Origin of the sequence: Microcoleus sp. A6-C6 (assembly GCF_036705955.1) — a bacterium.
In the GTDB taxonomy this organism is placed as follows: Bacteria; Cyanobacteriota; Cyanobacteriia; order Cyanobacteriales; family Microcoleaceae; genus Microcoleus.
The window spans coordinates 41,192-62,306 of record NZ_JAUBVR010000006.1 but is presented as its reverse complement, the minus strand read 5'-3'; the positions used below and the strand labels follow the sequence as shown (position 1 = coordinate 62,306).

The window sequence follows — 21,115 nt, the reverse complement described above, 5'->3', positions numbered from 1 at the left end:
AAACAAAAAGCTTCTCCGACAGATACAATATCTAGATATCACAGCGAAGTTCAAAATAGAATCAAAGGAGTAAAACGCTGTATAATCTCACATCTGTCCCATTAAAAACCAATAGCAGCACCCACCAACAAAGCTGATACTTCCTCAACTAATTAGAGGGGAGCAATGCAACTGAATCCGAGGATTATTGCAACTCCGCATCGAAGTTTAAAAAAGAGGAAATCACTCGGTACATATGGCTGGGTGCTGTTGTTGTTAACAGTAATTTAGGGCGGTTGAAGGTGTTTTGAGAGGTGGAGGCAGAGCCTCTAGATAGCCATTACCAGGCAGAGCCTGGTAGCTAGAAACAGCAAAATTACTGAAAAATCGTCTCGTCTTCCTTTCGCCACGCAGGATCTACGATACAAATAAATATTAGCGGTTATGTGCCACAGTTGTAAATAAACTGCTTGGCGTTGGGCGGAATGTAAACCGCATCTCCGACTTGCACCAATTGAGTCTCATCATCGATGTGCATTTCCCCAACGCCGCTGAGGATATAGTAAACTTCAGAAGTTGTCAGGGTGTGCAGCGCAGAAGTTTGTCCCGGTGGCAAAGTGGCGTGGGCCAAACTGTAACGCAAATCCACAGCTTGTTTGTCTGGATGCAGCAATTCTCGCAGTTGAGTACCGTCGCCAGCAATAAACTCGTCACAGTCATTTAGCTTTTGAATGAGCATTCTTTCCACACTCCTGAAAATCTCTTGAGCACAACTTAATTTTAATTGAAATAGCGAGAGATGTTAAGAAATGTTTAAAGCGGCGATCGATTTTTTAACCGTAAGTTCCCGATTGCGATCGATAATCAGGACAGTCGATCGCACTTTCAGATAAAGCTATGGTAGGCTGAACGGGACACTTGAGATGGTAATCGCCGGTAAAAAACACGCAGTTAGCACAAGGGATTTGGTGCATCCGCTGAGCTCGACGCACGGAATCGCCTATAGCACGCCCGATACTCAAACACACCATAAAAACTAAACCCCAGGCACAGACAAAACACAGCGGGACTAAAACAGGCTGTATTGTCTTAAGCAAAAAGTACAGCATAGCAACAAAATTTAGGGTAGAAGTCGCATATACATTAGAGTAATGGCATGGGCGGGCGATCGACCAAAAAGTTTAAAATCATTTACAGTGCGATCGAGAAACCCAGCAATTATGGGATGATAGGGAACTGTCGTTAAATAAAATTAGAGGAAATCAGTTATGTCACTGCGATTAGGCGATACAGTTCCCAACTTTACCCAAGCCTCGTCTAAAGGCGAAATCAACTTCTACGACTGGGCCGGCGATAGTTGGGTGGTGTTGTTTTCACACCCGAAAGACTATACCCCAGTGTGCACCACCGAACTCGGTGCAGTCGCCCGTCTCAAGTCGGAATTTGACAAGCGTGGCGTGAAAACCATTGCCCTCAGCGTCGATGATGTGGATTCTCACATGGGCTGGATTAAAGATATTGAGGAAACTCAAAAAGTTACTCTCAATTATCCAATTTTAGCAGATGGCGATCGTAAAGTCTCCGACATTTACGACATGATCCATCCCAACTCGCTAAACAACTTAACAATTCGCACAGTTTTTGTAATTGACCCCGACAAGAAATTGCGTTTGAGCATTACTTATCCAGCGAGCACTGGTCGGAATTTCAATGAAATTCTGCGAGTAATTGATTCCCTGCAACTTACTGACAAATACAGCGTTGCGACTCCAGTTGATTGGAAAGATGGCGACGATTGCGTCATTGTACCTTCGATTACCGACCCCGCAGAGTTGGCAGAGAAATTTCCTAAAGGTTACACGCCGATTAAGCCTTATTTGCGGATGACTCCTCAGCCGAATAAATAGGTTTAATTTACAAACAGGTTCGTAGTCATGACTTTAGTCCTTAAGCCCCATGTTTTAGGACTAAAGTCATCACTAAAAACAGGCAAATTATGCAATTGTGTCGCAACTATTTAGATTTGAGAGAAATCAATTATGTTGACATCAAAAATCGTGTTGCAAATACCGCCAAAATTGCAAATGACAGACGACGAGTTTTTCGAGTTATGTCAAATCAATAGTGAATTACGCATTGAACGCAACAAATCTGGAGAACTGCTAATTATGTCCCCTACTGGCGGAACAACAGGAAATCGCAGTGGTAGCGTCTTTGGAGAGTTGTATATTTGGTCTCGACAAGATGGAACCGGTCTTTGTTTTGACTCCAGTACGGGATTTAAGCTTTCAATGGGTGACAAGTCTCCAGATGCCTCGTGGATTAAACTGGAACGGTGGAATACTTTATCTCAAGAACAGCAAGATAAATTTGCTCCGATTTGCCCAGATTTTGTAGTAGAACTCAGGTCTGCTTCTGACAATCTCAAGCCATTGCAAGAAAAGATGCAAGAATATATGAGAGAACCGGGAGTACAGTTAGGCTGGTTAATTGACCGCAAAAATCGCAGAGTTTATATTTACCGTCCGGGTTTACCAGAGGAATGTTTAGAGAATCCCGCGACAGTTAGCGGTGACCCAGTTTTGCCGGGATTTGTGCTAAATATGAGTAAAATTTGGTAGAAATGCTAGCAATAAATATCAACTTATGCTCAGAATTAATAGAATACAAACATTCAAAAAATATGGATATCAAAAACGGCTTTATCGGCACAATCGGCAACACGCCGCTAATTCGGTTAAATAGCTTCAGCGATGAAACAGGCTGCGAAATTCTCGGCAAAGCAGAGTTTCTCAATCCCGGCGGTTCCGTTAAAGATAGGGCCGCACTTTACATCATCCAAGATGCCGAAGAAAAAGGCTTGTTAAAACCTGGTGGCACCGTTGTAGAAGGCACTGCCGGCAATACAGGCATCGGTTTAGCCCACATTTGCAACGCCAAAGGTTACAAATGCTTGATTGTGATTCCCGATACTCAATCCCAAGAAAAAATCGATGCTTTAAAAACCTTGGGCGCGGAAGTTCGGACAGTTCCCGCTGTTCCTTATAAAGACCCGAATAATTATGTTAAATTGTCGGGAAAATTAGCAGCCGAAATGGACAATGCAGTTTGGGCAAATCAGTTTGACAATTTAGCCAATCGCCAAGCTCATTTCGAGACAACCGGCCCGGAAATTTGGGAACAAACCGAGGGAAAAATTGATGCTTGGGTAGCTGCGACTGGTACGGGCGGGACTTTTGCGGGTGTAGCAATGTTTTTGAAATCAAAAAATCTCGCAATTAAAGCTGTTTTGGCAGACCCGATGGGTAGCGGGCTTTACAGTTATTTCAAAACTGGGGAAATTAAGACAGAAGGTAGTTCGATTACTGAGGGAATTGGTACCAGCCGCATCACTGGGAATATGGAGAATGCCCCGGTAGATGATGCTATTCAAATTGATGATGCTGAAGCTGTCCGCGTGGTTTACCAATTGTTGAGGAAAGAAGGGCTGTTTATGGGCGGTTCTGTGGGAATTAATGTGGGGGCGGCGGTGGCTTTAGCGAAGCAAATTGGGCCGGGACATACGATTGTTACGGTACTCTGCGACGGCGGGGCTAGGTATCAGTCGCGTTTGTTCGATCGCCAATGGCTGGCCTCAAAAGGTTTATCATCTGATTAATCATGATTTGTGGGATGGGCTTCTAGCCCGTCCAAAATCCGCAACACTTTTTCTACAATTTTGGCATATATGGCCGCACCTATTCCCATGATAAAAAAATAGCATATATGTAGCAGAATGTCAAGTAAAAAAACATGAAAATCACAGAATCTTCTAGGCGAGTTCTTGTTTGCCAAAACCGCACTTGTCGCAAGCAAGGTGCTGCAAAGGTATTAGCAGCGTTTGAGAAATTGTCCCCCTCAGAAGTTGAAGTTGTTGCTAGCAGTTGTTTGGGACAGTGCGGCAACGGGCCGATGGTGTTGGTGCTGCCAGAAGAGGTTTGGTACAGTGGAGTTTGTGCTGAGGAAGTTGCGGCAATTACCGAGCAACATTTGCGGGGAGAAAAGCGGGTAGAGGCGATGCTTTATCGCAAGTTTCACGGGCTTTCTCGGTAGCCATAACCCGGTGTTTAAGCAATTGGTATTTATTAATTAAAAATAATAAAATTGGTTTGTAGTGAGGACTGTAGTCCTTCATGAATGCGGATTAAAGTCCTCACTACGAACCTTGGGACTAGATATCTGAGTGCTAGTTTTGCAGTCGCGCTTTTTTGCCGTGTACTTGAATGCGTTTGTCGGTTTTTTGTTTCTTCACCCAAGAGAGAAATTTCTGGAGTTGGGGGTCATTTTTGAGCTTTTCTAGGGTGTTGAGCTCTTGGGCGAGGTGTTTGTTGTCGAAGAGAGTGTGAATTTGGCGGTGACAAGCTGAGCAAATGTCGATCGTCGGGCTGGGATCTTCGTTTTTCCGCTTGGTGTTTTGTTTGGGGATGAGGTGGTGGGCGGTTAATGCTTCCATTTGTCGATCGCACAATTCGCACTGCATAATTTTCTCAATGCTGTTTGATAGGCAATTGCTTCTTTTAATTTAGCGTAGTTTAGGGCGATCGGCTTTCAGAAAGTGAGTAAAGGTCGATCGCACTTCGCAAACAATAAAAAACCCCCAACGGGGGGCGTCTTAATTTCTGGTGGGGCAGGCCGAAAAGCCTGCCCGCTAAGTAGAAAAACCTACAGGTTCAAATCACGTACAGCAGTACAAACAAAACAATCCAAATCACATCGACAAAGTGCCAGTAAATCTCAGTCGCTTCGATGCCGAAGTGGTGTTCGCTAGAATAGTGACCTTCCACGCGCGATCGCCAAACTACCCCCGACATCAGCAGCACTCCAAATGTAACGTGCAAGCCGTGAAAAGCAGTCAAAACGTAAAAGCAACTGGCGTACAAATTAGTTGTCAGGCCAAACTCTAAATGAGTGTATTCGTAAACCTGACCGCACAAGAAAACGACGCCCATTAGGATAGTTGCGATCAACCAATTCCTCATACCCGCCACATCGTTCTTTTTGATTGCAGTATCAGCATTGTGAATCACAAAACTGCTAGCAATCAGAATTACCGTGTTAATTCCTGGCAGCAATAACTCTCGCGCGGGTGTTCCTTCGGGTGGCCACATGGGGGCCATCGCCCGATAAATCAAATACGCGGCAAACATACCCATAAATATCATGCCTTCAGATCCCAAGAATACAAGTACGCCTAGGATTCGGTGGTCGGGATGTTCTTCGCCGTGGGCTTCTATTTCGGCGCTGTGGTGGTAATTAAGAGCTGTTTTTGCTGGATCGATCGCTGGAATTTGTTGCATAATAAATTGCTAGTTGGTAATGGAAAGAAGGAAGAAGGAAGAGGGAAGAAGGAAGAAGGAAGAGGGAAGAGGGAAGAGATACAAAAAATTATCCGTATATCGCTGCTGTGCTGTCATCAGTCATTAGTCCAAAGTTGTGATATTGCAATGAGCAATAACTAATGACTAATGACTAATGACTAATGACTAATGACTACTCGTCATCTTGACTTTCATCTGCTGGAGAATCAACGTTGATTTCTGATTCAGGATCGACCAAAGTTGCAGTACCGCCGAAGAAAGTGGAAGCTTGAGCTTCTGCGATCGGAATACCGCGTTTCTGGCCGCTGGCGCTGGCGATCGCATTTTCCCTCAACTTCAGCCTGAGACGTTCCCCAGTGTTCTGAATTTTTTCCATGCCGTAATCGTAAGGCCCGGTTGCCAATACTGGCACTCCTTCAAAATTTTCGATTGGTGGTGGCGAAGTCGTCATCCATTCCAAACTCAAAGCTTCCCAAGGATTATCACCTGCTTTCGGGCCGTACCTCCAACTCCAAATCACGTTAACGATAAACGGGATTGTAGAGACTGCCAGCATATAAGCGCCGATCGTACAAATGACATTAATCGTGGTAAATTTCGGGTCGTACATTGCCACCCGCCGGGGCATTCCTTGCATCCCCAAAGCGTGCATCGGCAAGAAAGTTACAGTAAAGCCCACATAGGTTAAAACAAAGTGAACTCTACCCCAAAATTCGTTAAGCATCCGCCCAGTCATTTTGGGGAACCAGTGGTAAAAAGCAGCGTAAATTCCAAACACTGAGCCGCCAAACAGCACGTAGTGTAAGTGAGCGACGATAAAATAAGTATCGTGAACGTGAATGTCGAAAGGTACCGAAGCTACCATGATCCCGGTGATGCCACCGAGGACGAATGTTGAGATAAAACCCATCCCAAATAGCATGGCGCTAACTAGGCGGAGTTTGCCTCCCCAAATAGTGGCCAACCAGCTAAATATTTTAATCCCAGTGGGCACGGCGATGATCATAGTTGTGATCATGAAAAACATCCGCAGCCAGCCAGGAGTGCCGCTGGTGAACATATGGTGCGCCCACACGATTAAGCCCAAAAAGCTGATCGCGAGACTGGAATAGGCGATCGCCAAATAACCAAAAATTGGCTTGCGCGAATGCACTGGCAAAACTTCTGAAATCACCCCAAAAAAGGGCATGATCATAATGTAAACTGCCGGGTGCGAATAAAACCAGAATAAATGCTGGTAGACGATGGGATCGCCGTTACCTGTGGGATTAAAAAATGCCGTTCCAGCTAACAAGTCAAACGACAGCAAAATCAAAGCTGCGGCTAACACTGGAGTAGCAATTAAAGTCAGCGCTGCCGTCGCAATCATTGCCCAGCAAAACAAAGGCATTTCATTGAGACTCATGCTCGGAACCCGCATCGTGAAGATGGTAACGGCAAAATTCACCGCCCCCAAAATCGAAGAAGTTCCGAGGATCAAAACGCTGAGAATCCAGATTTCTTCTCCGGCTTGAGCAGTAACTAAGCTCAAAGGCGGATAGGAAGTCCAACCCGCCTGCGGAGCTCCCACTAAAAAACTGCTCAACAGCAATATGCCGCCTACGGGAATCAACCAAAAGGCAACGGCATTCAGCCTGGGAAATGCCATGTCTTTTGCCCCAATCATTAAGGGGATCAAAAAGTTAGCAAATCCGGCGCCTGCGGGTACGATCCACAGGAAGATCATCACCGTGGCGTGAACAGTAAATAAACTGTTGTAGAGTTCGGGGGTGACAAAATCGGATTCGGGTGTGGCGAGTTCTGTTCGCACTATTGTCGCCATCACGCCGCCGATTAGATAAAAACAAAATGTTGTTACCAGGTATTGAATACCGATTACTTTGTGATCGGTACTAAAACCGAAGTAATCTCGCCAATGTCTGTCGGCGGGTGCTGTTCCGCGAGCATCTATGTTGGCAGTTTCTTGGAACTGTGCTTGTGTCATAGTTATTAGTCATTAGTTATTAGTCATTAGTTATTAGCTCAGGATGAAATATCCATTGCCAAGAACTAATGACTATTTTTTGTGATGAGTTGGATGAAGTTGTTCTAGACTTTCGGAATTAATTTTTATTTCCCTGACGTAGGGAGCTAAGAATTCCCCGTCTGACATTTTTTCTGTATTGATGGCAACTGCTTGCTCTAAGTTGAGAGTGCTAGCAACTTGCTGTTCTTTCAGCCAACTGTCAAAGTCTTCGGGTGTGTGAACGAATGCTACAGCTTTCATTGCTCCGTGATATGCGCCGCACAATTCAGCACAAACAACTCGGTATTCGCCGACTTTGTTTGGTATAAATCTTAGTTCGCTTGTTCGTCCAGGAATTACATCTTGTTTGAGCCGAAATTCGGGGATCCAAAATGCGTGCAGCACGTCTTGAGCTGCAAGATTTAGCTGTACGTCGCGGTTGGCTGGCATATGCAGTTCACCGGAACTAACGCCACTTTCTGGATAGCTAAAAATCCAGGCATACTGCAAACCCATGACATTTACTACTAAGTCTGCTGGTTTGTTTTCGTTTTCTGGGGCAGCGCCTACGCCTAGGGCAATTTGTTTTTGTGGCTGAATTTGAGGGGCGTTTTGTGGTGTATCTGAGAGTGTAGCTGCGATCGCACTTCCGCGCATATTAGAGTGCGATTGCATGGTGCCGTGATCGTGATTGCCCATCGGATCTAGGCCACCCATTGAGTTGTAAATCTCAAAACTGTAGACTCCGATACCTAAAATAATCACCGCTGGTAGGGCTGTCCAAAGAATTTCTAAGGGAAAGTTATCATGCCAAGGCGGCCCATCTGTGTTGTCTCCTTCACGACGGCGATATTTAATTGCAGCAACGATCAGCACTCCGTGGACTAGGATAAATAATCCTATGGAGATGGTCATCATTGTGTTGAATAGTCCGTCTATCTGGGATGCTTGAGCCGAGGCGGCGATCGGCATTAAGCCATGATTCTGCCCGTACCAGAGACTGATCAGAGTCACTCCGATGCCGGCGAGCATGGTGAGGATGGAACTTGGAATGTTCACGCTGGTACCTTATAGTAGCGACACTTCTTCGCTTGAACAATTAGGGAAGCGCCTCTGGGTTGTCAATTTTTAATTGTAGGTTGACATTTTGAGGGCAATCCCTATCTTAACGCTTACTTAAGGCTTCGTATGTTTGGGCGATCGCTTGTTCGCATTGATACGGTTTAGGTCACTTGACAAAAATCAGTAAAAATGGTAATAAATTGGTTTTTTTGGCTACTAAATTTGAGATTGTTTCTCAAACACCATTAAATGCTGCTGTGGCAACATCTCTTTTGTCTCTTTCCATACTAAACCAACGGCGGCCATTTCTTTTTTAACCTGCTTCTGTGTCATTTTGTGCAAGCCTTTAATGGGAATCAGCGGATTTTCGCCCCGATACTCGATCGATACCGTGCGGCCTCCGGGTTTGAGGGCTTTGACAATTCCTTGCATCATTTCTCTGGGATATGCAAATTCGTGATAAGCATCGACCATTACAACTAAATCGACGCTATTTTCCGGCAAATTCGGATTGTCAATACTTCCCAACACAGGCTCAACGTTAGCAATATTTTTTTCTTGTTTATTCAACTCAATAAAATTAATCATCTCCGGCTGCACGTCAACTGCTAAAACCTTGCCGTCTGGAACTAAGGGAGCGATGCGAAAGCTAAAATATCCGGTTCCGGCTCCAATGTCTGCTACAATATCTGTGGGTTTTAAATCAAGATTGTTCACTAATCGAGCTGATTTTTCTTCCATGCCGCGAGAGGGTCTTTCTAGCCAACCAGCGCCTTGATAGCCCATGACTTGGGCAATTTCTCTACCCATGTAAAATTTACCAATTCCGTCGGGATTGTGGATTGTTCGCTGCTGATAAATGGTGTCGTTGTTGCCACTCAATGCTTGTGCAGCGCAGGCATTGAGCGGCAACAGGCAAAGAATTGTCAGGATGATTACTGTTAATGGTTTAATTGATTGTGCAGTCTTTTTCACAATATTTCTGATTTTGTATTTGGTATTTGAATGTTTGCTTGCGATCGGGTGCAAAATCTTTAATTATCATCAAACTCTGCGATTGCTTCGTTCTTCGCAATGACATGATGGGGTTTATTGATCTCCATCTAATTCTGACCAACTTTAATTGACGGCGGATGATAATAATTTGATTGTACCAGCATTTGCATCGATTTCGACTTCTTTGCCGATCGGCAAAGTGAACTTATCCCGAATGTGTCCCACCATCGAACCGTACCAAGCGGGAATATTTAAGGGGCGAATGTGATCCGTCAAGACTTGAGTTAAGGTTAGGGACTCTTGCGGTTTTTCAGCCTCGCACTTAGTACACTGTCCGAAAATAAAACCAGATATTTTATCGAGAATGCCAGCTAATTTAAGCTGCGTCAACATTCTATCGATGCGATAAACCTCTTCGCTAACTTCCTCAATAAACAAAATACTCTTTTCCCACTCCGGCAAATAAGCCGAACCCACCAATGCTGCTATTACTGATAAATTGCCGCCGATTAGTTTCCCCCTAGCTGTGCCGCGCCGGATTGTTTCAATGGGCATAGTTTTGGAGTTTTGCATGGTCAAAGAACCTCCGTCAAACAAAACTTTCTTGACGTAATCTATTGTAAAAGGACTCCAACTTGATACACCTAAAGGGCCGTGAAAAGTAACTATATTAGTTTTAGCATGAATTGCCAATAATAGCGCAGTAATATCGCTGAATCCCATAATAATTTTGGGATTGTTGCGGATCATATTGTAATCCAAAAGCGGCAAGATCCGACCGCAGCCCCAGCCGCCCATCCCGGTAAAAATAGCTTGCACTGAGTCGTCGGCAAAGGCTGCGTTGACATCGGCGGCGCGATCGGCATCTTTGCCTGCCAAATAGCCGTAGCGGTCGTAAAAATGCTCTCCCAGCTTAATTTTTAAGCCCAGGTTATCCAGAACTTTAAAAAATGGCTGCACTTCTTTTTCGTAGTTGAAGGCGGCGGGATTGATTAAGGCTACGGTATCGCCAACTTGTAGGCGGCGCGGCTCGATCGCACTTTTGGTAAATAGGTTAGTTTGGGCGATGGGCAAAAGCTGAGTACCAATAGCAGTCAGGCCAAAAGTTTTCAACAGATAGCGGCGGGGGAGAGGCATAAATGTTAGGTAATTTGTGCTATAATTTTATAACAAAACTTCCGCCAGATCAGTTAAATTTGCCAGTTTCCAATGAAAACAGCCAGTAAAATCTCAGCTAAAAAATCCTGGGTTCAAGCTTTTGCCCTTCCTGCTGCCGAGTTTCCGCTAACTCAGCTATCAGTTAAAACTGGTAAAATTCCAGACGGATTGCGTGGCACTCTTTACCGCAATGGGCCGGCACGTTTTGAACGCGGTGGCATTCCTGTGGGACACTGGTTTGATGGAGATGGTGCAATTTTGGCGGTCAATTTTACGGATGTTGGTGCTACTGCTGTTTATCGCTACGTACAGACGGCGGGATATCAAGCTGAAGAAAAAGCTGATAAATTTCTCTATACTAATTACGGCATGACTGCACCGGGGCCTGCGTTGTTACGGTGGACTAAACCTGTTAAAAATGCTGCGAATACTTCTGTGTTAGCTTTGCCCGATCGCCTTTTGGCATTATGGGAAGGCGGCGCGCCTCACAGCCTCGATTTGGCAACTCTGGAAACTCACGGAATCGACAATTTAGGCAATTTAGATAGTAAATTTGCTTATTCCGCTCATTGTAAGCGCGATCCGATTACTGGGAATATTTTTAACTTTGGAATTACCCCAGGTTTGAAAGCTAAGTTGAATGTTTATAAGAGTGATTATACAGGAAAAATTGTTAAAAAATCAACAGTTACTTTAGATGGAATACCGCTGTTGCACGATTTTGTACTTGCTGGCAAGTATCTGATATTTTTTGTGCCACCAGTGCGACTAAATTTAGGGCCAGTGTTAGCAGGAATTGGCAGTTATGGCGACTCCTTTGAGTGGAAGCCGGAGTTAGGGACTCAGATCTTAGTTTTTGACTCAGAAACTCTTTCTTTAGTTAGTCGTGGCGAAACCGATGCTTGGTTTCAGTGGCATTTTGCTAATGGTTTTGTCACCGAAAATGGTGAAGTTGCAGTTGATTTTGTCCGCTATGCTGACTTGCAAACTAATCAGCGACTTAAGGAGGTGGCGACAGGTGAAACTCACACCGATGCGGAGGGTACTATGAGCCGAGTGCATCTCAATCCTTTGACTGGGAAAGTGACACAAATAGCAGAATTGTTGGATCAACCTTGCGAATTTCCGATCGTACCTGCTGCCGAAATAGGGCAAGCTTCACGATATATTTATCTGGCAATGTATCGGGCTGATGTTGATATTGTAGCGGAACGTTATGGTGCGATCGCCCGTTTGGACACACAAAATGGCAATCTCACAATTGCCGACTGCGGCGAAAATCGCTATCCCGCAGAGCCCATCTACGTTCCAGATATTTCATCGGAGAAAGGTTGGATTTTGACAGTTGTTTACGACGGCAATTCTGATAGCAGCGAAGTCTGCATATTTGACAGCGACGGACTTTCTCGCCCCCCTATTTGTCAGCTAGAATTGCCCGGTGTCATACCTTTGAGCTTTCACGGCACTTGGAAATCTGCCGTCTGAGAAGATTGTAAAGAAGTGTTGCGCAAGATTTATTAAAAATTGTTGCCACTTTAGCTTCTAGTTGTTAAGGTGTGTGTAGACAGAAAGTTCTCATATCTAGGAGGTGTGGAATTGACAATCTGTATTGCTCAATTATCCTGTGCCAATTCAGGCGAATCCCCGGCGAATATTCTCGGCGAATGAATTCGCGGCTACACAAGCAAAGTCTGCCTCCGCAGACTCAAGAAACAACAATCCCGACGAATGAATTCGCGGCTACACAAGCAAAGCCTGCCTCCGCAGATTCAAGAAACAACAATCCCGGCGAATGAATTCGCGGCTACACAAGCAAAGCCTGCCTCCGCAGACTCAAGAAACAACAATCCCGGCGAATGAATTCGCGGCTACACAAGCAAAGCCTGCCTCCGCAGACTCAAGAAAAAGCGGTAAAAAAGTCCGCTTTAATATTATTCATGACTACGTTTTCTCATCTCAGGTTTGTCTGCTTGAATGAGTTTGATTGACCAGATTTAGATCGATTTATGGTCAATCAAAAGTTTAGTTCAGCTCACGCACACGTCCACGATTCAAAAGGTTTGAGTTTTGAGTTAACTCCACAAATCAATTAGGTCTATCGAAACAAGATAGCCTTTGCCAAAATTGTCAATTCTGAGTTGTTACCGCGAAAATATTCAACTCATAACTGATAATTCATAACTCACAACTCATAACTCCGTGCCGCGGTGAGCATCAAAACCAGAGGGTTTAATCTATGCAACTTCAAGGAAAAACAGCTCTAGTTACAGGGGCTTCGCGTGGTATTGGGCGATCGATCGCCCTGGAATTAGCCAGACAAGGAGTCAAACGCTTGGTGATTGTAGCGCGCAACCGCAAGCAATTAATCGAATTGGCTGAGGAAATCGATGTTTTTGGTACAGAAGTAGTGCCGTTAGCCTTGGATTTAACTCAGTCAGTAGCGGTGAATATTGCGATCGCCCAAGCTTGGCGAGATTGCGGCCCAATTCACCTGCTAGTCAACTGTGCGGGCGTTGCACACCAAGCGTCTTTCTTGCGTTCCCCGCTACCGTTAATCGAGGAAGAAATCGCCTTGAATTTGCTGGGAACCTACACAATTACCCGCTTGATAGCTCGCAGAATGGCGACGCAAGAAGACGGAACAATCGTCAATGTTTCGAGCTTGATGGGCAAAATTGCCGCTCCGACAATGGCAACTTATTCTGCTACCAAATTTGCCATTTTGGGATTCACTCAAGCTTTACGCAGCGAGTTAACTCAGTACAATGTTCGAGTCACTGCTTTGCTACCATCTCTAACAGATACGGACATGGTGCGAGACTTGGAGCAATTTCGCTGGGTAGTGCCCACAACTCCCGAAAAAGTTGCCCTAGCGCTTGTCGCCGGTTTGCACAAAGATGCGCCGGAAATTTTGGTAGGATACCAAAGTCATTTAGCGGTTTGGTGTCACCGAATTGCTCCTTGGTTGCTGGATTTTGTGTTGCGGATGGCGACTCCACAACTTTCACAAAAGTCGCGGGGCGATCGCAAATTGCGGGAGGCTTTAGCTAGCGGCCGATAAATCTTTTTTCGCCGCCGATTAACTCGGCGGCGAGTTAGTCGGCGAATGGAATTCGCGCCTACACAAACGATGTCCGCCTCCGCGGACTAAGAAAGAAAGTTAGTCGGCGAATGGAATTCGCGCCTACACAAACGATGTCCGCCTCCGCGGACTAAGAAAGAAAGCTAATAATTGCACATTTCTGTTAAACTTAATATTATTTGGAATAATATTAAGTTGGCAAAAATGCACAATATAAAATCTTTTCTTAATTACAAAGGTAGCCAGAAACAAAAATCTTCATTTCCTCCAAGTCCTCTGGTTGAATTTGCCTCAAGTTGGCGGATAGCTTGGGGGAAAATAGACGCGATCGCAGATGATGCAGCGTGGCGAGAAGGTCAAATTGCGATTATTTGCTCTAACCCAAGTGTTCAGCTTATTCTCAGCCCCTCTGAAAAATTTGTGATTGTTGGCGATATTTGGCTGAGTAATCGATCGCAATTGCTGGAAAAATTGGGGATTTCTGCTAGTAGTTGGCAGGGGTGCGATCGCCAATTGGTAGCTCAACTGTGGGAAGGCTGGGGCGCTGAATGCTTGCCGCTGCTGGCGGGTATGTTTGCGTTTGCAGTTTGGGATAGGGAATCGCGGGTTTTGCGGCTGGCGCGCGATCGCACGGGCGCACGAACTCTCTACTATACTAATGTTGGCGCGACTCGCTGGATTGCGCCTCAACTGCGGGCGATCGCACAATACCACTCAAGGGCGATCGACCTCACAGCCCTGCGAGATTACCTGTGTTGTTCGTTCGTTCCGGGCGATCGTACCCTCTGGGAAAAAGTCCGAGAACTGCGTCCAGGATGCGTTTTAAGCTTCCCTGATGAGACAATTTCGGCTTACTGGGAACTGCGAGAACAAGTTGTCGAGGCCGCACAATCTTTAGAATGGCACGGCGCGAGATTGCGAACTCTTTTAGATGAAATTGTCCAAGAATATTTGCCAGCAAATCAACCTGTAGGCGTGTTTCTTTCCGGCGGGTTAGATTCTAGCTGTATCGCGGCCTTAGCTGCTCAATTTTGCGATCGGCCAATTCACACTTACTCAATTCATTTTGGAGAAGAATGCGCCAACGAATTAGAATTTTCCAGTTTAGTCGCCGAACATTGCCAAACTGAACACCACATTTTAGAAATTAGCTTTCGGGATATGTGGGAAAAGTTACCAGAGACGATCGCATATTTAGACGATCCGATCGGCGATCCGCTGACAGTGCCAAACTTGCTATTAGGAAGAATGGCGCGGGAATCTGTCGAAGTTATTCTGAACGGCGAAGGTGGCGATCCCTGTTTTGGCGGCCCCAAAAATCAACCGATGCTAATGAATAGCTTGTACAATTCTGTCAGTAATCTGGATGCGCTACCAGCATATTTGCTGTCATTTCAAAAGTGCGCGGCGGATTTACCTCAATTGTTAAAACCGGAAATTTGGGCAGCGATGCAAACAGAACCTTCGGTATTTAGTGCGGATTTGAATGCTAGCGGCAATTATCTAAATCGATTAATGGCGTTAAATATCAAGTTTAAGGGGGCAGACCAGATTTTGACCAAAGTGAACAATTTGACTCAAGCTGCGGGCTTGCACGGGCGATCGCCTTTGTTTGACCAGCGAATCGTGGATTTGAGTATGACAATTCCGCCTGAGTACAAATTGTCCGGGGTTGTGGAGAAAGCTGTGCTCAAACAAGCGGTGGCAAATTTGCTGCCGGCTCAAATTTTGGACAGGCCCAAAAGCGGGATGCTGGTTCCCGTACAGTTGGGATTTAAGAAGTTTTGGCATCGAGAGGCTAGGGGTTTGCTGCTGTCAAAAAGGGCTGCTATTGCTCCTTATTTTAATCAATCTTTAATTGCTCAATGGTTAGATTATGAGGGAGATACTTGGGGGCGTTATGGTGTTAAGTTGTGGCTGTTGACGAGTTTAGAACTTTGGCTGCAAGGTAATAAGTAATATCTTTCCGGTAGGGAAACGGTAGAAAACCGGGCGGTTGAAACCGCGTCTATACAAACGAAACCCGCCTCCGCGGGTTGAAGAATGCGCGGTGAAAATTATATTATGCTCTTGAGTCCGCGGAGGCGGACATTGTTTGTGTAGACGCGGTTTCAACCGCCGTCTTGTCTGCCGTCTTGTCTTCTTCGTTTTTGTAGACGCGGTTTCAACCGCCGTCTCATCTTCAACCAAAACTATCAACAACATAGATAGAACTATCCGTACCACCTAGCAGAATTAAACTACTATCATCGCTGCCTAAATCTCGACTGCCGGCAATTCCTCGATTCAGAATTTGAATCAATCTTTGAGGAGTAAACGATTCCAATTCCACATAATTCCCTAATTCCAACCACTCCAATTCCTCAGCGGATAAATCTTGGCGAATCTCTGCTGATAATTGTGCAGCATTTTGTGCATTTTCCTGAGAACTCATAACCAACATACTGCCGCCACCCGCCATAATTTGCTTCGGTAACAATCCGATATCAATAATTATCGCCCTGTTATTTGGGAACCAATTAGAACTCGTGCGTAGATGGTTAACTAAACCAATTCCTTTGGGACTGCAATCGTGCAAAGCGTACACTTTTAAGTCGGGATTGCGGCGCAGCATTTCCATCGTTGTATCAAAGATACTTTGAGGATATCCGGTAATGCTGAGGACTGCACAGTTGTTTTCAAAGTGAAAATTGTTGGCGATTAAAAATTGGGCAATTTCCGGGCGATCGCACACAACTAATCTGTCAAAACTGTAAGCGCTGACATCGGGACTGACGGCAGCGTTTTTATTTGTATCGCGGGGAGAAGGCAGCATTTTTGCGATCGAGGAGTTGATTTCTTTCCACTTATTAATCCAGTCTTGAAACAGCCTGTCTGTAATAATAACTTCTTGAGTTACTTTAGGAATTTTTAGGCTTCCAAAATAGATAGATAGGATTCCGATAGCAGAACTAGCGACAAGCACTACAGAGGAATTTAACAACTGACTAAAGCCAATTCCGCACACCAGAACTATTCCTCCCCAAATTTGCAAAACTTTTGCAAAAGTCTGGCGTTGTTTATATGAATATTTGCTAGAACGACTTTTAACAAAAAATACCGCTAACAATAAACTATTTAATGCGAACATGGCGCAAATAAATTCATTTGTCATTCCATGAAATAATAAAAACATAACACCAAAAAAACCGCACCAAAAATTATAAAACATACACTGATAAACCAAGCCCAACAGATTCTCATTTTGTACTCTAGATCGCTGATCTAAAAAATAAAATAACTGTCGGGGAGTAAAAAATAGCGTATCGTTCACAGAAACATCGGCGATCGCCTTTGCAAACATAGGGTCAGTTACCTTTATACCAGTCATCGCAGTTGGTTCAAAAGCAAACTTATGATTGCATTTTTTACAGCGGCCGCCATTTGCTGTGCGCTCTTTTAACTTATTGTCGGTTTGGCATTTAATGCACTTCATAAAAATCTCCTATTGATTGTTCAAAAAAACTTGATTTGCTAACAAAACGCTGTAATCTTCTCTGTGGCGAATTAGCCGATGACCGCCATTTTCTAACAGCACTTCCGCAGGTTTGGGGCGGTGCAAAAAGTGCGACGACATGGCATATCCGTAAGCTCCCACATCCAAAATACCAAGAATTTCCCCAATTGCCAAAGCCGGAAGGTGACAGTTTTTCCCCAGATAATCCCGCGAATAAGTCGTATTGCCACAAACATCAGTAAAATGTAGAGCATCCCGACAATTCCAGGTACAAATCTCTCGATAACCGCCATGAACCGATGGCACTGAAAGATTAGCAACAGTCGTATCTACACCGACAATTTGTTTAGCTTCCTGCCATTTTGTGGAAACAACTTGAGCGAGCAAAGTAGCACATCCTGCTATGGCGGCTCTTCCTGGTTCAATTATTAACTCAATTTCGCGGTCTAATTGACTAATTCTGCTGCTTAATTCTGCCCCAAACAGTTCCCAATCAAACGCTATACCGCCTTGGTAAGGATAGCCAAAGCCGCCGCCGAAATCGAGATACTCCCAATCGGGTAATTGCTGCGCGGTGGCAATTATCGTATCGATTACTTGAGTAAAGGCTGCGGTGGAATTAGTGCCAGTACCGCGATAAAAATGCAAGCCACTGAGCTTTAATCCGGCTGTTTTCGCGATCGCAATTGCTGCGGGAAATTCGGCCGATCGCACTCCAATGCGACTTTCCCCGGTTAATTCGGGCAAATTCAGCCTCAAACCCAGACTGGGCGGTTCTAAAGCCTGTTGGTTTTCCCTGAGAGATTGGTACACTTCGCAGCACAACTGCAATTGAGCGAGACTGTCGAAATTCAGAGTTTTTACTCCCCATTTTAGAACTTGTTCCATCTCGCCTCGGTGCAGATTGCTGCCGCTGTAAACGATGTTTTTGGGCGAAAAACCTGCTTGAATTCCTAAATAAATATCTCCTGGTGTATTGGCGTGTAATCCCCATCCGCAATCCCGAAATATTTGCAGCAGGGCGATGCTACCGTTGGTGACGCTGGCAAAACAAAATTTAGTTCGCGTATAGTCAATTGCGTTAGTAATTCTGGCAATTGTCCGGCGCAAAATATCGCTTTGATAAACGTACAGCGGCGAACCGTAGGTGGCTAATAACTCTTGGGCTAGCGAAAGAGTGAAAGGTGGTTGTTTGATGATTGATTTGCGATGGGTAATTGTTTGCATTATGGTAAATCAGGTGTTTGTTTAATCGAAAATGTTTATTTTATTTCAATACGGTTTAGTTAATGATCTTTATTCCCCGGAGATCCCCCTAAATCCCCCTTAAGAAGGGGGACTTTGAGTAATTTCTTGTCCCCCCCTTTTTCAAGGGGGGCTAGGGGGGATCAGGCTTAATTAAACTGTATTGAATTTTATTCTGCCCACCGTTGGCGGTAATTCCAAACCTGGCGAGGCAACCAAAAGGGATGATTCCAAGATTTGTGTTTCACCTTTTCACCTAGAATTTGCGATCGCCAATTTTGCCACATCACCAACAGCCAAATCATCTCGCCAATGCGCCGGCCTTGAATTCCGGCTGCGAATTTGCCGGAGATAATTTGAGCGGCTAAATCGGGTTGCCAGTGTTTCTCTGATTGGAACACGGCAGGATTCAACCAATCGCCGATATCATGCCAAAATTCATTAAAACACCAGGAGGTTAAGGGAACGCCCATACCGCGCTTTTCCCGCCAAACTATGTCCGCAGGTAGCCAATTTTCTACCGCCCGTTTGAGGATGTATTTCTCGCAAGCGCCTCGCAAACACAGTTCTCCCGACAGTTTAAACGTCCAGTCTGTGAGGGCAAAATCGCAAAAGGGCGATCGCACTTTCAGACCAAAAGCCAAAGCCAAATTAGTAGCGCGCGGATGGATGTTCTGCGCCCCTTTCAGCATCAAACTCGCGCGGCGGAGGCGGTGCAGCAAAGACCCGCCCACCGCAGGATTAAGAGCCTCTAGCAGCCAATCTTGAGGTTGCAAATCCTGAATGTGAGTCTTAAATTGTGGCTGATAAACTTTAGATTCATATCCCCAAAGTCGGTGAAAAGTTCGCAGGTATTGCAGGGCAAAAGTTTGGTCGCCGGTGGGATTTGCTGCTTGATAAACAGCCGCTGCAATCAGGGGTTTGTTCGTCCATCCAGCAAATAACTGATCGCCACCTTCACCGTTAAAAACGATCGCACATTCTTGACTCGCCGCCTCATTTAACAGGTAAAATGGGACTGTAACTCCGTCACCAAAGGGCAAATCTAAAGCTTTCACCGCAGAATGCAAAACTTGTTTAATCCGGCGTGGCGTAGCATCTACTTTTACTAAGGGAATTTTCAGCGAATCGGCCACTTGTTGAGCCCAAGGATATTCGGGAATTCCGGCTTCGCCGAAGTCGAGAGTATAAGCGCGGACTTTGACTCCGGCTTTGACTAATAAAGCTGCGACTATTGAGGAATCTAAACCGCCTGAGAGAAATACTCCGACAGTTTCATTGCTATTTATATCGGAAATTTGACGTTCAACAGCATTTTTAAGTAAGTCTTGTAATTCTGTTAGGGCTGCTGCTTCGTCTTGTATTTCTTCTGAAATTTCTCGCCATTCTAACAAGGGTTTTGATGGGGGTTTAAAAATAACACCGCTATCTCGATCGCACTCCCAAGTTAATTCGGTTCCGGCGGGAACTGCGAATACCTTTTCTACGGGAGTTAAGGGAGTTGGGACATAGGAAAAACAGCTATAAGCGTACAAACCTGGAATGCTGATATCTGGTTTTTTGCAAATATTTAACAGCAGTTGTAAACTCGATGCAAACCAAATACTCTGCTCGATTTGCGTCCAGTAAAGTGTTACTCGCCCAAAGGGTTCTCGTCCTAAAATTAGGAAATTTTCGCGGACGTTTACCCAGGCATCAGGTAACAGCAAACCGTTGGTTGATGGATACGTCGATAGTCCAGAGGCTGAGAGGGCAGCGATTTGCCAAGTTTTATCACTTTTTTGGGTTGGCAAGTGCTGCGGGCGATCGCACTCGGTGCTCGCTACATTCCAAATTGGGTGATTTTCGTTTCCTGCGGCGGACAAATTAGACGAATTCTCGATTTTTTGCACTGGGATTTCTCCGCCAGATTTGCTGATAAGTTTCGCCAGCCGCGCTTCCAATTTATCGCGAGAATCGCAGCCCCAGTATCCTACAAATTGACGCGGTTTGTTAGTAATTTTCATGTTAAAATTTATCCATAGGCGAGTTTTTAAGGATTATTTAACTTCAAAGGATGTACTGCCGATCGCCCGATTTTCAACAAACATTTTAACTTGCCACTTTCCGGGAGTAGCCGCAGTACCAATTTTGTAACGACATTGAGTATTCCAGATAGATTTGTCGATTTCGCGAGTTTGATAGCTGTTTTGTTTGACAACTTGACCGCTGGGATCGATCCAATCGCAGGATAGCGAGAGTTTTTTTCCTAAAGGTGCATCCTTTAAGGTGACGCGGTAAAAGATTTCGGGATTGTTTTGGCGGGAAACAACTGTCAAGTTGCCGCCATCATCTTGCACGGAAGTTATGCGGTTTTGTTGCACTGAAATGCGATCGATCGCCTGTCGGCTTTGTTGAATGAAAAATCCGGTAATGGCGATCGCCCCCACAGCCACCGCAGCCAATCCTCCAGCAATCCACCGATTCCTGCGTTGCTGCTGTGCCAGTGCTTCCCGACGCTGCAACTGGATTAAAGCCTCATCTAGCAACTCGGTCGGCAAGCCCAATTCCTGCAAAATTTGTGTAACTTCTGCGGAATTAAGTTCAGCTTCCCGGACGTTAGAAAGGCGTTGTACTTCAGCTACTATTTGCGTTAGTTGAGTTTGAGTCAGTCGATTTTCCATATATTAAGACGGGGTAGTCTTTATGCGACTTACTAACACCAATTAATTAAAATCCTAAAACAGACTGAGCTT

Annotated in this window: 20 protein-coding genes; 8 read left to right on the top strand and 12 right to left on the bottom strand. The window is 45.1% G+C overall.

What is annotated here, in order from left to right; genetic code table 11:
* Positions 1–421 precede the first annotated feature (421 nt).
* Positions 422–718 carry a cupin domain-containing protein gene (locus tag QUB52_RS04570; protein ID WP_265234990.1) on the bottom strand — a complete coding sequence of 99 codons (297 nt, stop codon included), beginning with the start codon at positions 716–718 and terminating at the stop codon, positions 422–424.
* A 94-nt stretch (positions 719–812) separates the two neighbouring features.
* A complete protein-coding gene (locus tag QUB52_RS04565) occupies positions 813–1,088 on the bottom strand; it encodes a hypothetical protein (protein WP_265234989.1) in 276 nt (91 codons plus the stop codon).
* Positions 1,089–1,247: 159 nt separating this feature from the next.
* Here QUB52_RS04565 and QUB52_RS04560 point away from each other — a divergent pair, with 159 nt between their 5' ends.
* The 4 genes from QUB52_RS04560 (at position 1,248) to QUB52_RS04545 (ending at position 4,071) form a co-directional block, all read left to right on the top strand.
* Positions 1,248–1,886 carry a peroxiredoxin gene (locus tag QUB52_RS04560; RefSeq protein ID WP_332973819.1) on the top strand — a complete coding sequence of 213 codons (639 nt, stop codon included), beginning with the start codon at positions 1,248–1,250 and terminating at the stop codon, positions 1,884–1,886.
* A gap of 132 nt (positions 1,887–2,018) precedes the next feature.
* Positions 2,019–2,600, top strand: a complete 582-nt coding sequence (locus QUB52_RS04555; protein WP_265234987.1) for a Uma2 family endonuclease — start codon at positions 2,019–2,021, stop codon at positions 2,598–2,600.
* 62 nt (positions 2,601–2,662) lie between these two features.
* Positions 2,663–3,637 carry a cysteine synthase A gene (locus QUB52_RS04550; protein ID WP_265234986.1) on the top strand — a complete coding sequence of 325 codons (975 nt, stop codon included), beginning with the start codon at positions 2,663–2,665 and terminating at the stop codon, positions 3,635–3,637.
* Between the two features lie 134 nt (positions 3,638–3,771).
* Positions 3,772–4,071, top strand: a complete 300-nt coding sequence (locus QUB52_RS04545) for a (2Fe-2S) ferredoxin domain-containing protein (protein ID WP_265234985.1) — start codon at positions 3,772–3,774, stop codon at positions 4,069–4,071.
* A gap of 133 nt (positions 4,072–4,204) precedes the next feature.
* Here the strand turns inward: QUB52_RS04545 and QUB52_RS04540 are convergent, their stop codons facing one another.
* The gene (locus QUB52_RS04540; protein ID WP_332967415.1) at positions 4,205–4,498 is read right to left on the bottom strand and encodes an HNH endonuclease; all 294 of its coding nucleotides are present in this window, start codon (positions 4,496–4,498) and stop codon (positions 4,205–4,207) included.
* A gap of 190 nt (positions 4,499–4,688) precedes the next feature.
* Positions 4,689–5,315: a cytochrome c oxidase subunit 3 gene (locus QUB52_RS04535; RefSeq protein ID WP_265234983.1), complete on the bottom strand. Its 627-nt coding sequence runs from the start codon at positions 5,313–5,315 to the stop codon at positions 4,689–4,691.
* 6 nt (positions 5,316–5,321) lie between these two features.
* On the opposite strand from QUB52_RS04535, the gene QUB52_RS04530 reads away from it, so the two are divergent.
* A complete protein-coding gene (locus QUB52_RS04530; protein WP_265234982.1) occupies positions 5,322–5,477 on the top strand; it encodes a hypothetical protein in 156 nt (51 codons plus the stop codon).
* 31 nt (positions 5,478–5,508) lie between these two features.
* On the opposite strand, the gene ctaD is transcribed toward QUB52_RS04530, so the two are convergent.
* The 4 genes from ctaD to QUB52_RS04510 all read right to left on the bottom strand — a co-directional run bounded on the left by ctaD (position 5,509) and on the right by QUB52_RS04510 (position 10,536).
* Positions 5,509–7,320 (bottom strand): cytochrome c oxidase subunit I, encoded by a 1,812-nt coding sequence (gene ctaD, locus QUB52_RS04525; protein WP_265234981.1) that lies wholly within the window; start codon positions 7,318–7,320, stop codon positions 5,509–5,511.
* Positions 7,321–7,392: 72 nt separating this feature from the next.
* Positions 7,393–8,400 (bottom strand): cytochrome c oxidase subunit II, encoded by a 1,008-nt coding sequence (locus tag QUB52_RS04520; RefSeq protein ID WP_265234980.1) that lies wholly within the window; start codon positions 8,398–8,400, stop codon positions 7,393–7,395.
* Positions 8,401–8,619: 219 nt separating this feature from the next.
* Positions 8,620–9,378 carry a class I SAM-dependent methyltransferase gene (locus QUB52_RS04515; RefSeq protein WP_332967412.1) on the bottom strand — a complete coding sequence of 253 codons (759 nt, stop codon included), beginning with the start codon at positions 9,376–9,378 and terminating at the stop codon, positions 8,620–8,622.
* 144 nt (positions 9,379–9,522) lie between these two features.
* On the bottom strand, positions 9,523–10,536 hold the full coding sequence (locus QUB52_RS04510; RefSeq protein ID WP_332973821.1) for a S66 peptidase family protein: 1,014 nt from the start codon (positions 10,534–10,536) through the stop codon (positions 9,523–9,525).
* A gap of 72 nt (positions 10,537–10,608) precedes the next feature.
* Between QUB52_RS04510 and QUB52_RS04505 the strand changes: the two genes are divergently transcribed.
* The 3 genes from QUB52_RS04505 to QUB52_RS04495 all read left to right on the top strand — a co-directional run bounded on the left by QUB52_RS04505 (position 10,609) and on the right by QUB52_RS04495 (position 15,598).
* Positions 10,609–12,042: a carotenoid oxygenase family protein gene (locus QUB52_RS04505; protein WP_332973822.1), complete on the top strand. Its 1,434-nt coding sequence runs from the start codon at positions 10,609–10,611 to the stop codon at positions 12,040–12,042.
* 751 nt (positions 12,043–12,793) lie between these two features.
* Positions 12,794–13,618 carry an SDR family NAD(P)-dependent oxidoreductase gene (locus tag QUB52_RS04500; protein WP_332973824.1) on the top strand — a complete coding sequence of 275 codons (825 nt, stop codon included), beginning with the start codon at positions 12,794–12,796 and terminating at the stop codon, positions 13,616–13,618.
* A 225-nt stretch (positions 13,619–13,843) separates the two neighbouring features.
* Positions 13,844–15,598, top strand: coding sequence for an asparagine synthetase B family protein (locus QUB52_RS04495; RefSeq protein WP_332973825.1), 1,755 nt, complete (start codon positions 13,844–13,846; stop codon positions 15,596–15,598).
* A 223-nt stretch (positions 15,599–15,821) separates the two neighbouring features.
* Here the strand turns inward: QUB52_RS04495 and QUB52_RS04490 are convergent, their stop codons facing one another.
* The 4 genes from QUB52_RS04490 to QUB52_RS04475 all read right to left on the bottom strand — a co-directional run bounded on the left by QUB52_RS04490 (position 15,822) and on the right by QUB52_RS04475 (position 21,043).
* A complete protein-coding gene (locus tag QUB52_RS04490) occupies positions 15,822–17,114 on the bottom strand; it encodes a hypothetical protein (RefSeq protein WP_332973827.1) in 1,293 nt (430 codons plus the stop codon).
* Between the two features lie 9 nt (positions 17,115–17,123).
* Positions 17,124–18,362 (bottom strand): diaminopimelate decarboxylase family protein, encoded by a 1,239-nt coding sequence (locus tag QUB52_RS04485; RefSeq protein ID WP_332973828.1) that lies wholly within the window; start codon positions 18,360–18,362, stop codon positions 17,124–17,126.
* Between the two features lie 188 nt (positions 18,363–18,550).
* A complete protein-coding gene (locus QUB52_RS04480) occupies positions 18,551–20,386 on the bottom strand; it encodes an asparagine synthetase B family protein (RefSeq protein WP_332973829.1) in 1,836 nt (611 codons plus the stop codon).
* 33 nt (positions 20,387–20,419) lie between these two features.
* Positions 20,420–21,043, bottom strand: a complete 624-nt coding sequence (locus QUB52_RS04475; RefSeq protein ID WP_332973830.1) for a DUF3859 domain-containing protein — start codon at positions 21,041–21,043, stop codon at positions 20,420–20,422.
* Positions 21,044–21,115 lie beyond the last annotated feature (72 nt).

Bases quoted from the DNA above. Each gene is read 5' to 3' on its own strand.
- QUB52_RS04485 (WP_332973828.1), bottom strand. From the start codon at position 18,362: ATGCAAACAATTACCCATCGCAAATCAATCATCAAACAACCACCTTTC.
- QUB52_RS04510 (WP_332973821.1), bottom strand. From the start codon at position 10,536: ATGCCTCTCCCCCGCCGCTATCTGTTGAAAACTTTTGGCCTGACTGCT.
- ctaD (WP_265234981.1), bottom strand. From the start codon at position 7,320: ATGACACAAGCACAGTTCCAAGAAACTGCCAACATAGATGCTCGCGGA.
- QUB52_RS04545 (WP_265234985.1), top strand. From the start codon at position 3,772: ATGAAAATCACAGAATCTTCTAGGCGAGTTCTTGTTTGCCAAAACCGC.
- QUB52_RS04500 (WP_332973824.1), top strand. From the start codon at position 12,794: ATGCAACTTCAAGGAAAAACAGCTCTAGTTACAGGGGCTTCGCGTGGT.
- QUB52_RS04480 (WP_332973829.1), bottom strand. From the start codon at position 20,386: ATGAAAATTACTAACAAACCGCGTCAATTTGTAGGATACTGGGGCTGC.
- QUB52_RS04550 (WP_265234986.1), top strand. From the start codon at position 2,663: ATGGATATCAAAAACGGCTTTATCGGCACAATCGGCAACACGCCGCTA.
- QUB52_RS04555 (WP_265234987.1), top strand. From the start codon at position 2,019: ATGTTGACATCAAAAATCGTGTTGCAAATACCGCCAAAATTGCAAATG.
- QUB52_RS04535 (WP_265234983.1), bottom strand. From the start codon at position 5,315: ATGCAACAAATTCCAGCGATCGATCCAGCAAAAACAGCTCTTAATTAC.
- QUB52_RS04565 (WP_265234989.1), bottom strand. From the start codon at position 1,088: ATGCTGTACTTTTTGCTTAAGACAATACAGCCTGTTTTAGTCCCGCTG.
- QUB52_RS04490 (WP_332973827.1), bottom strand. From the start codon at position 17,114: ATGAAGTGCATTAAATGCCAAACCGACAATAAGTTAAAAGAGCGCACA.
- QUB52_RS04560 (WP_332973819.1), top strand. From the start codon at position 1,248: ATGTCACTGCGATTAGGCGATACAGTTCCCAACTTTACCCAAGCCTCG.
- QUB52_RS04505 (WP_332973822.1), top strand. From the start codon at position 10,609: ATGAAAACAGCCAGTAAAATCTCAGCTAAAAAATCCTGGGTTCAAGCT.
- QUB52_RS04475 (WP_332973830.1), bottom strand. From the start codon at position 21,043: ATGGAAAATCGACTGACTCAAACTCAACTAACGCAAATAGTAGCTGAA.
- QUB52_RS04540 (WP_332967415.1), bottom strand. From the start codon at position 4,498: ATGCAGTGCGAATTGTGCGATCGACAAATGGAAGCATTAACCGCCCAC.
- QUB52_RS04570 (WP_265234990.1), bottom strand. From the start codon at position 718: ATGCTCATTCAAAAGCTAAATGACTGTGACGAGTTTATTGCTGGCGAC.
- QUB52_RS04495 (WP_332973825.1), top strand. From the start codon at position 13,844: ATGCACAATATAAAATCTTTTCTTAATTACAAAGGTAGCCAGAAACAA.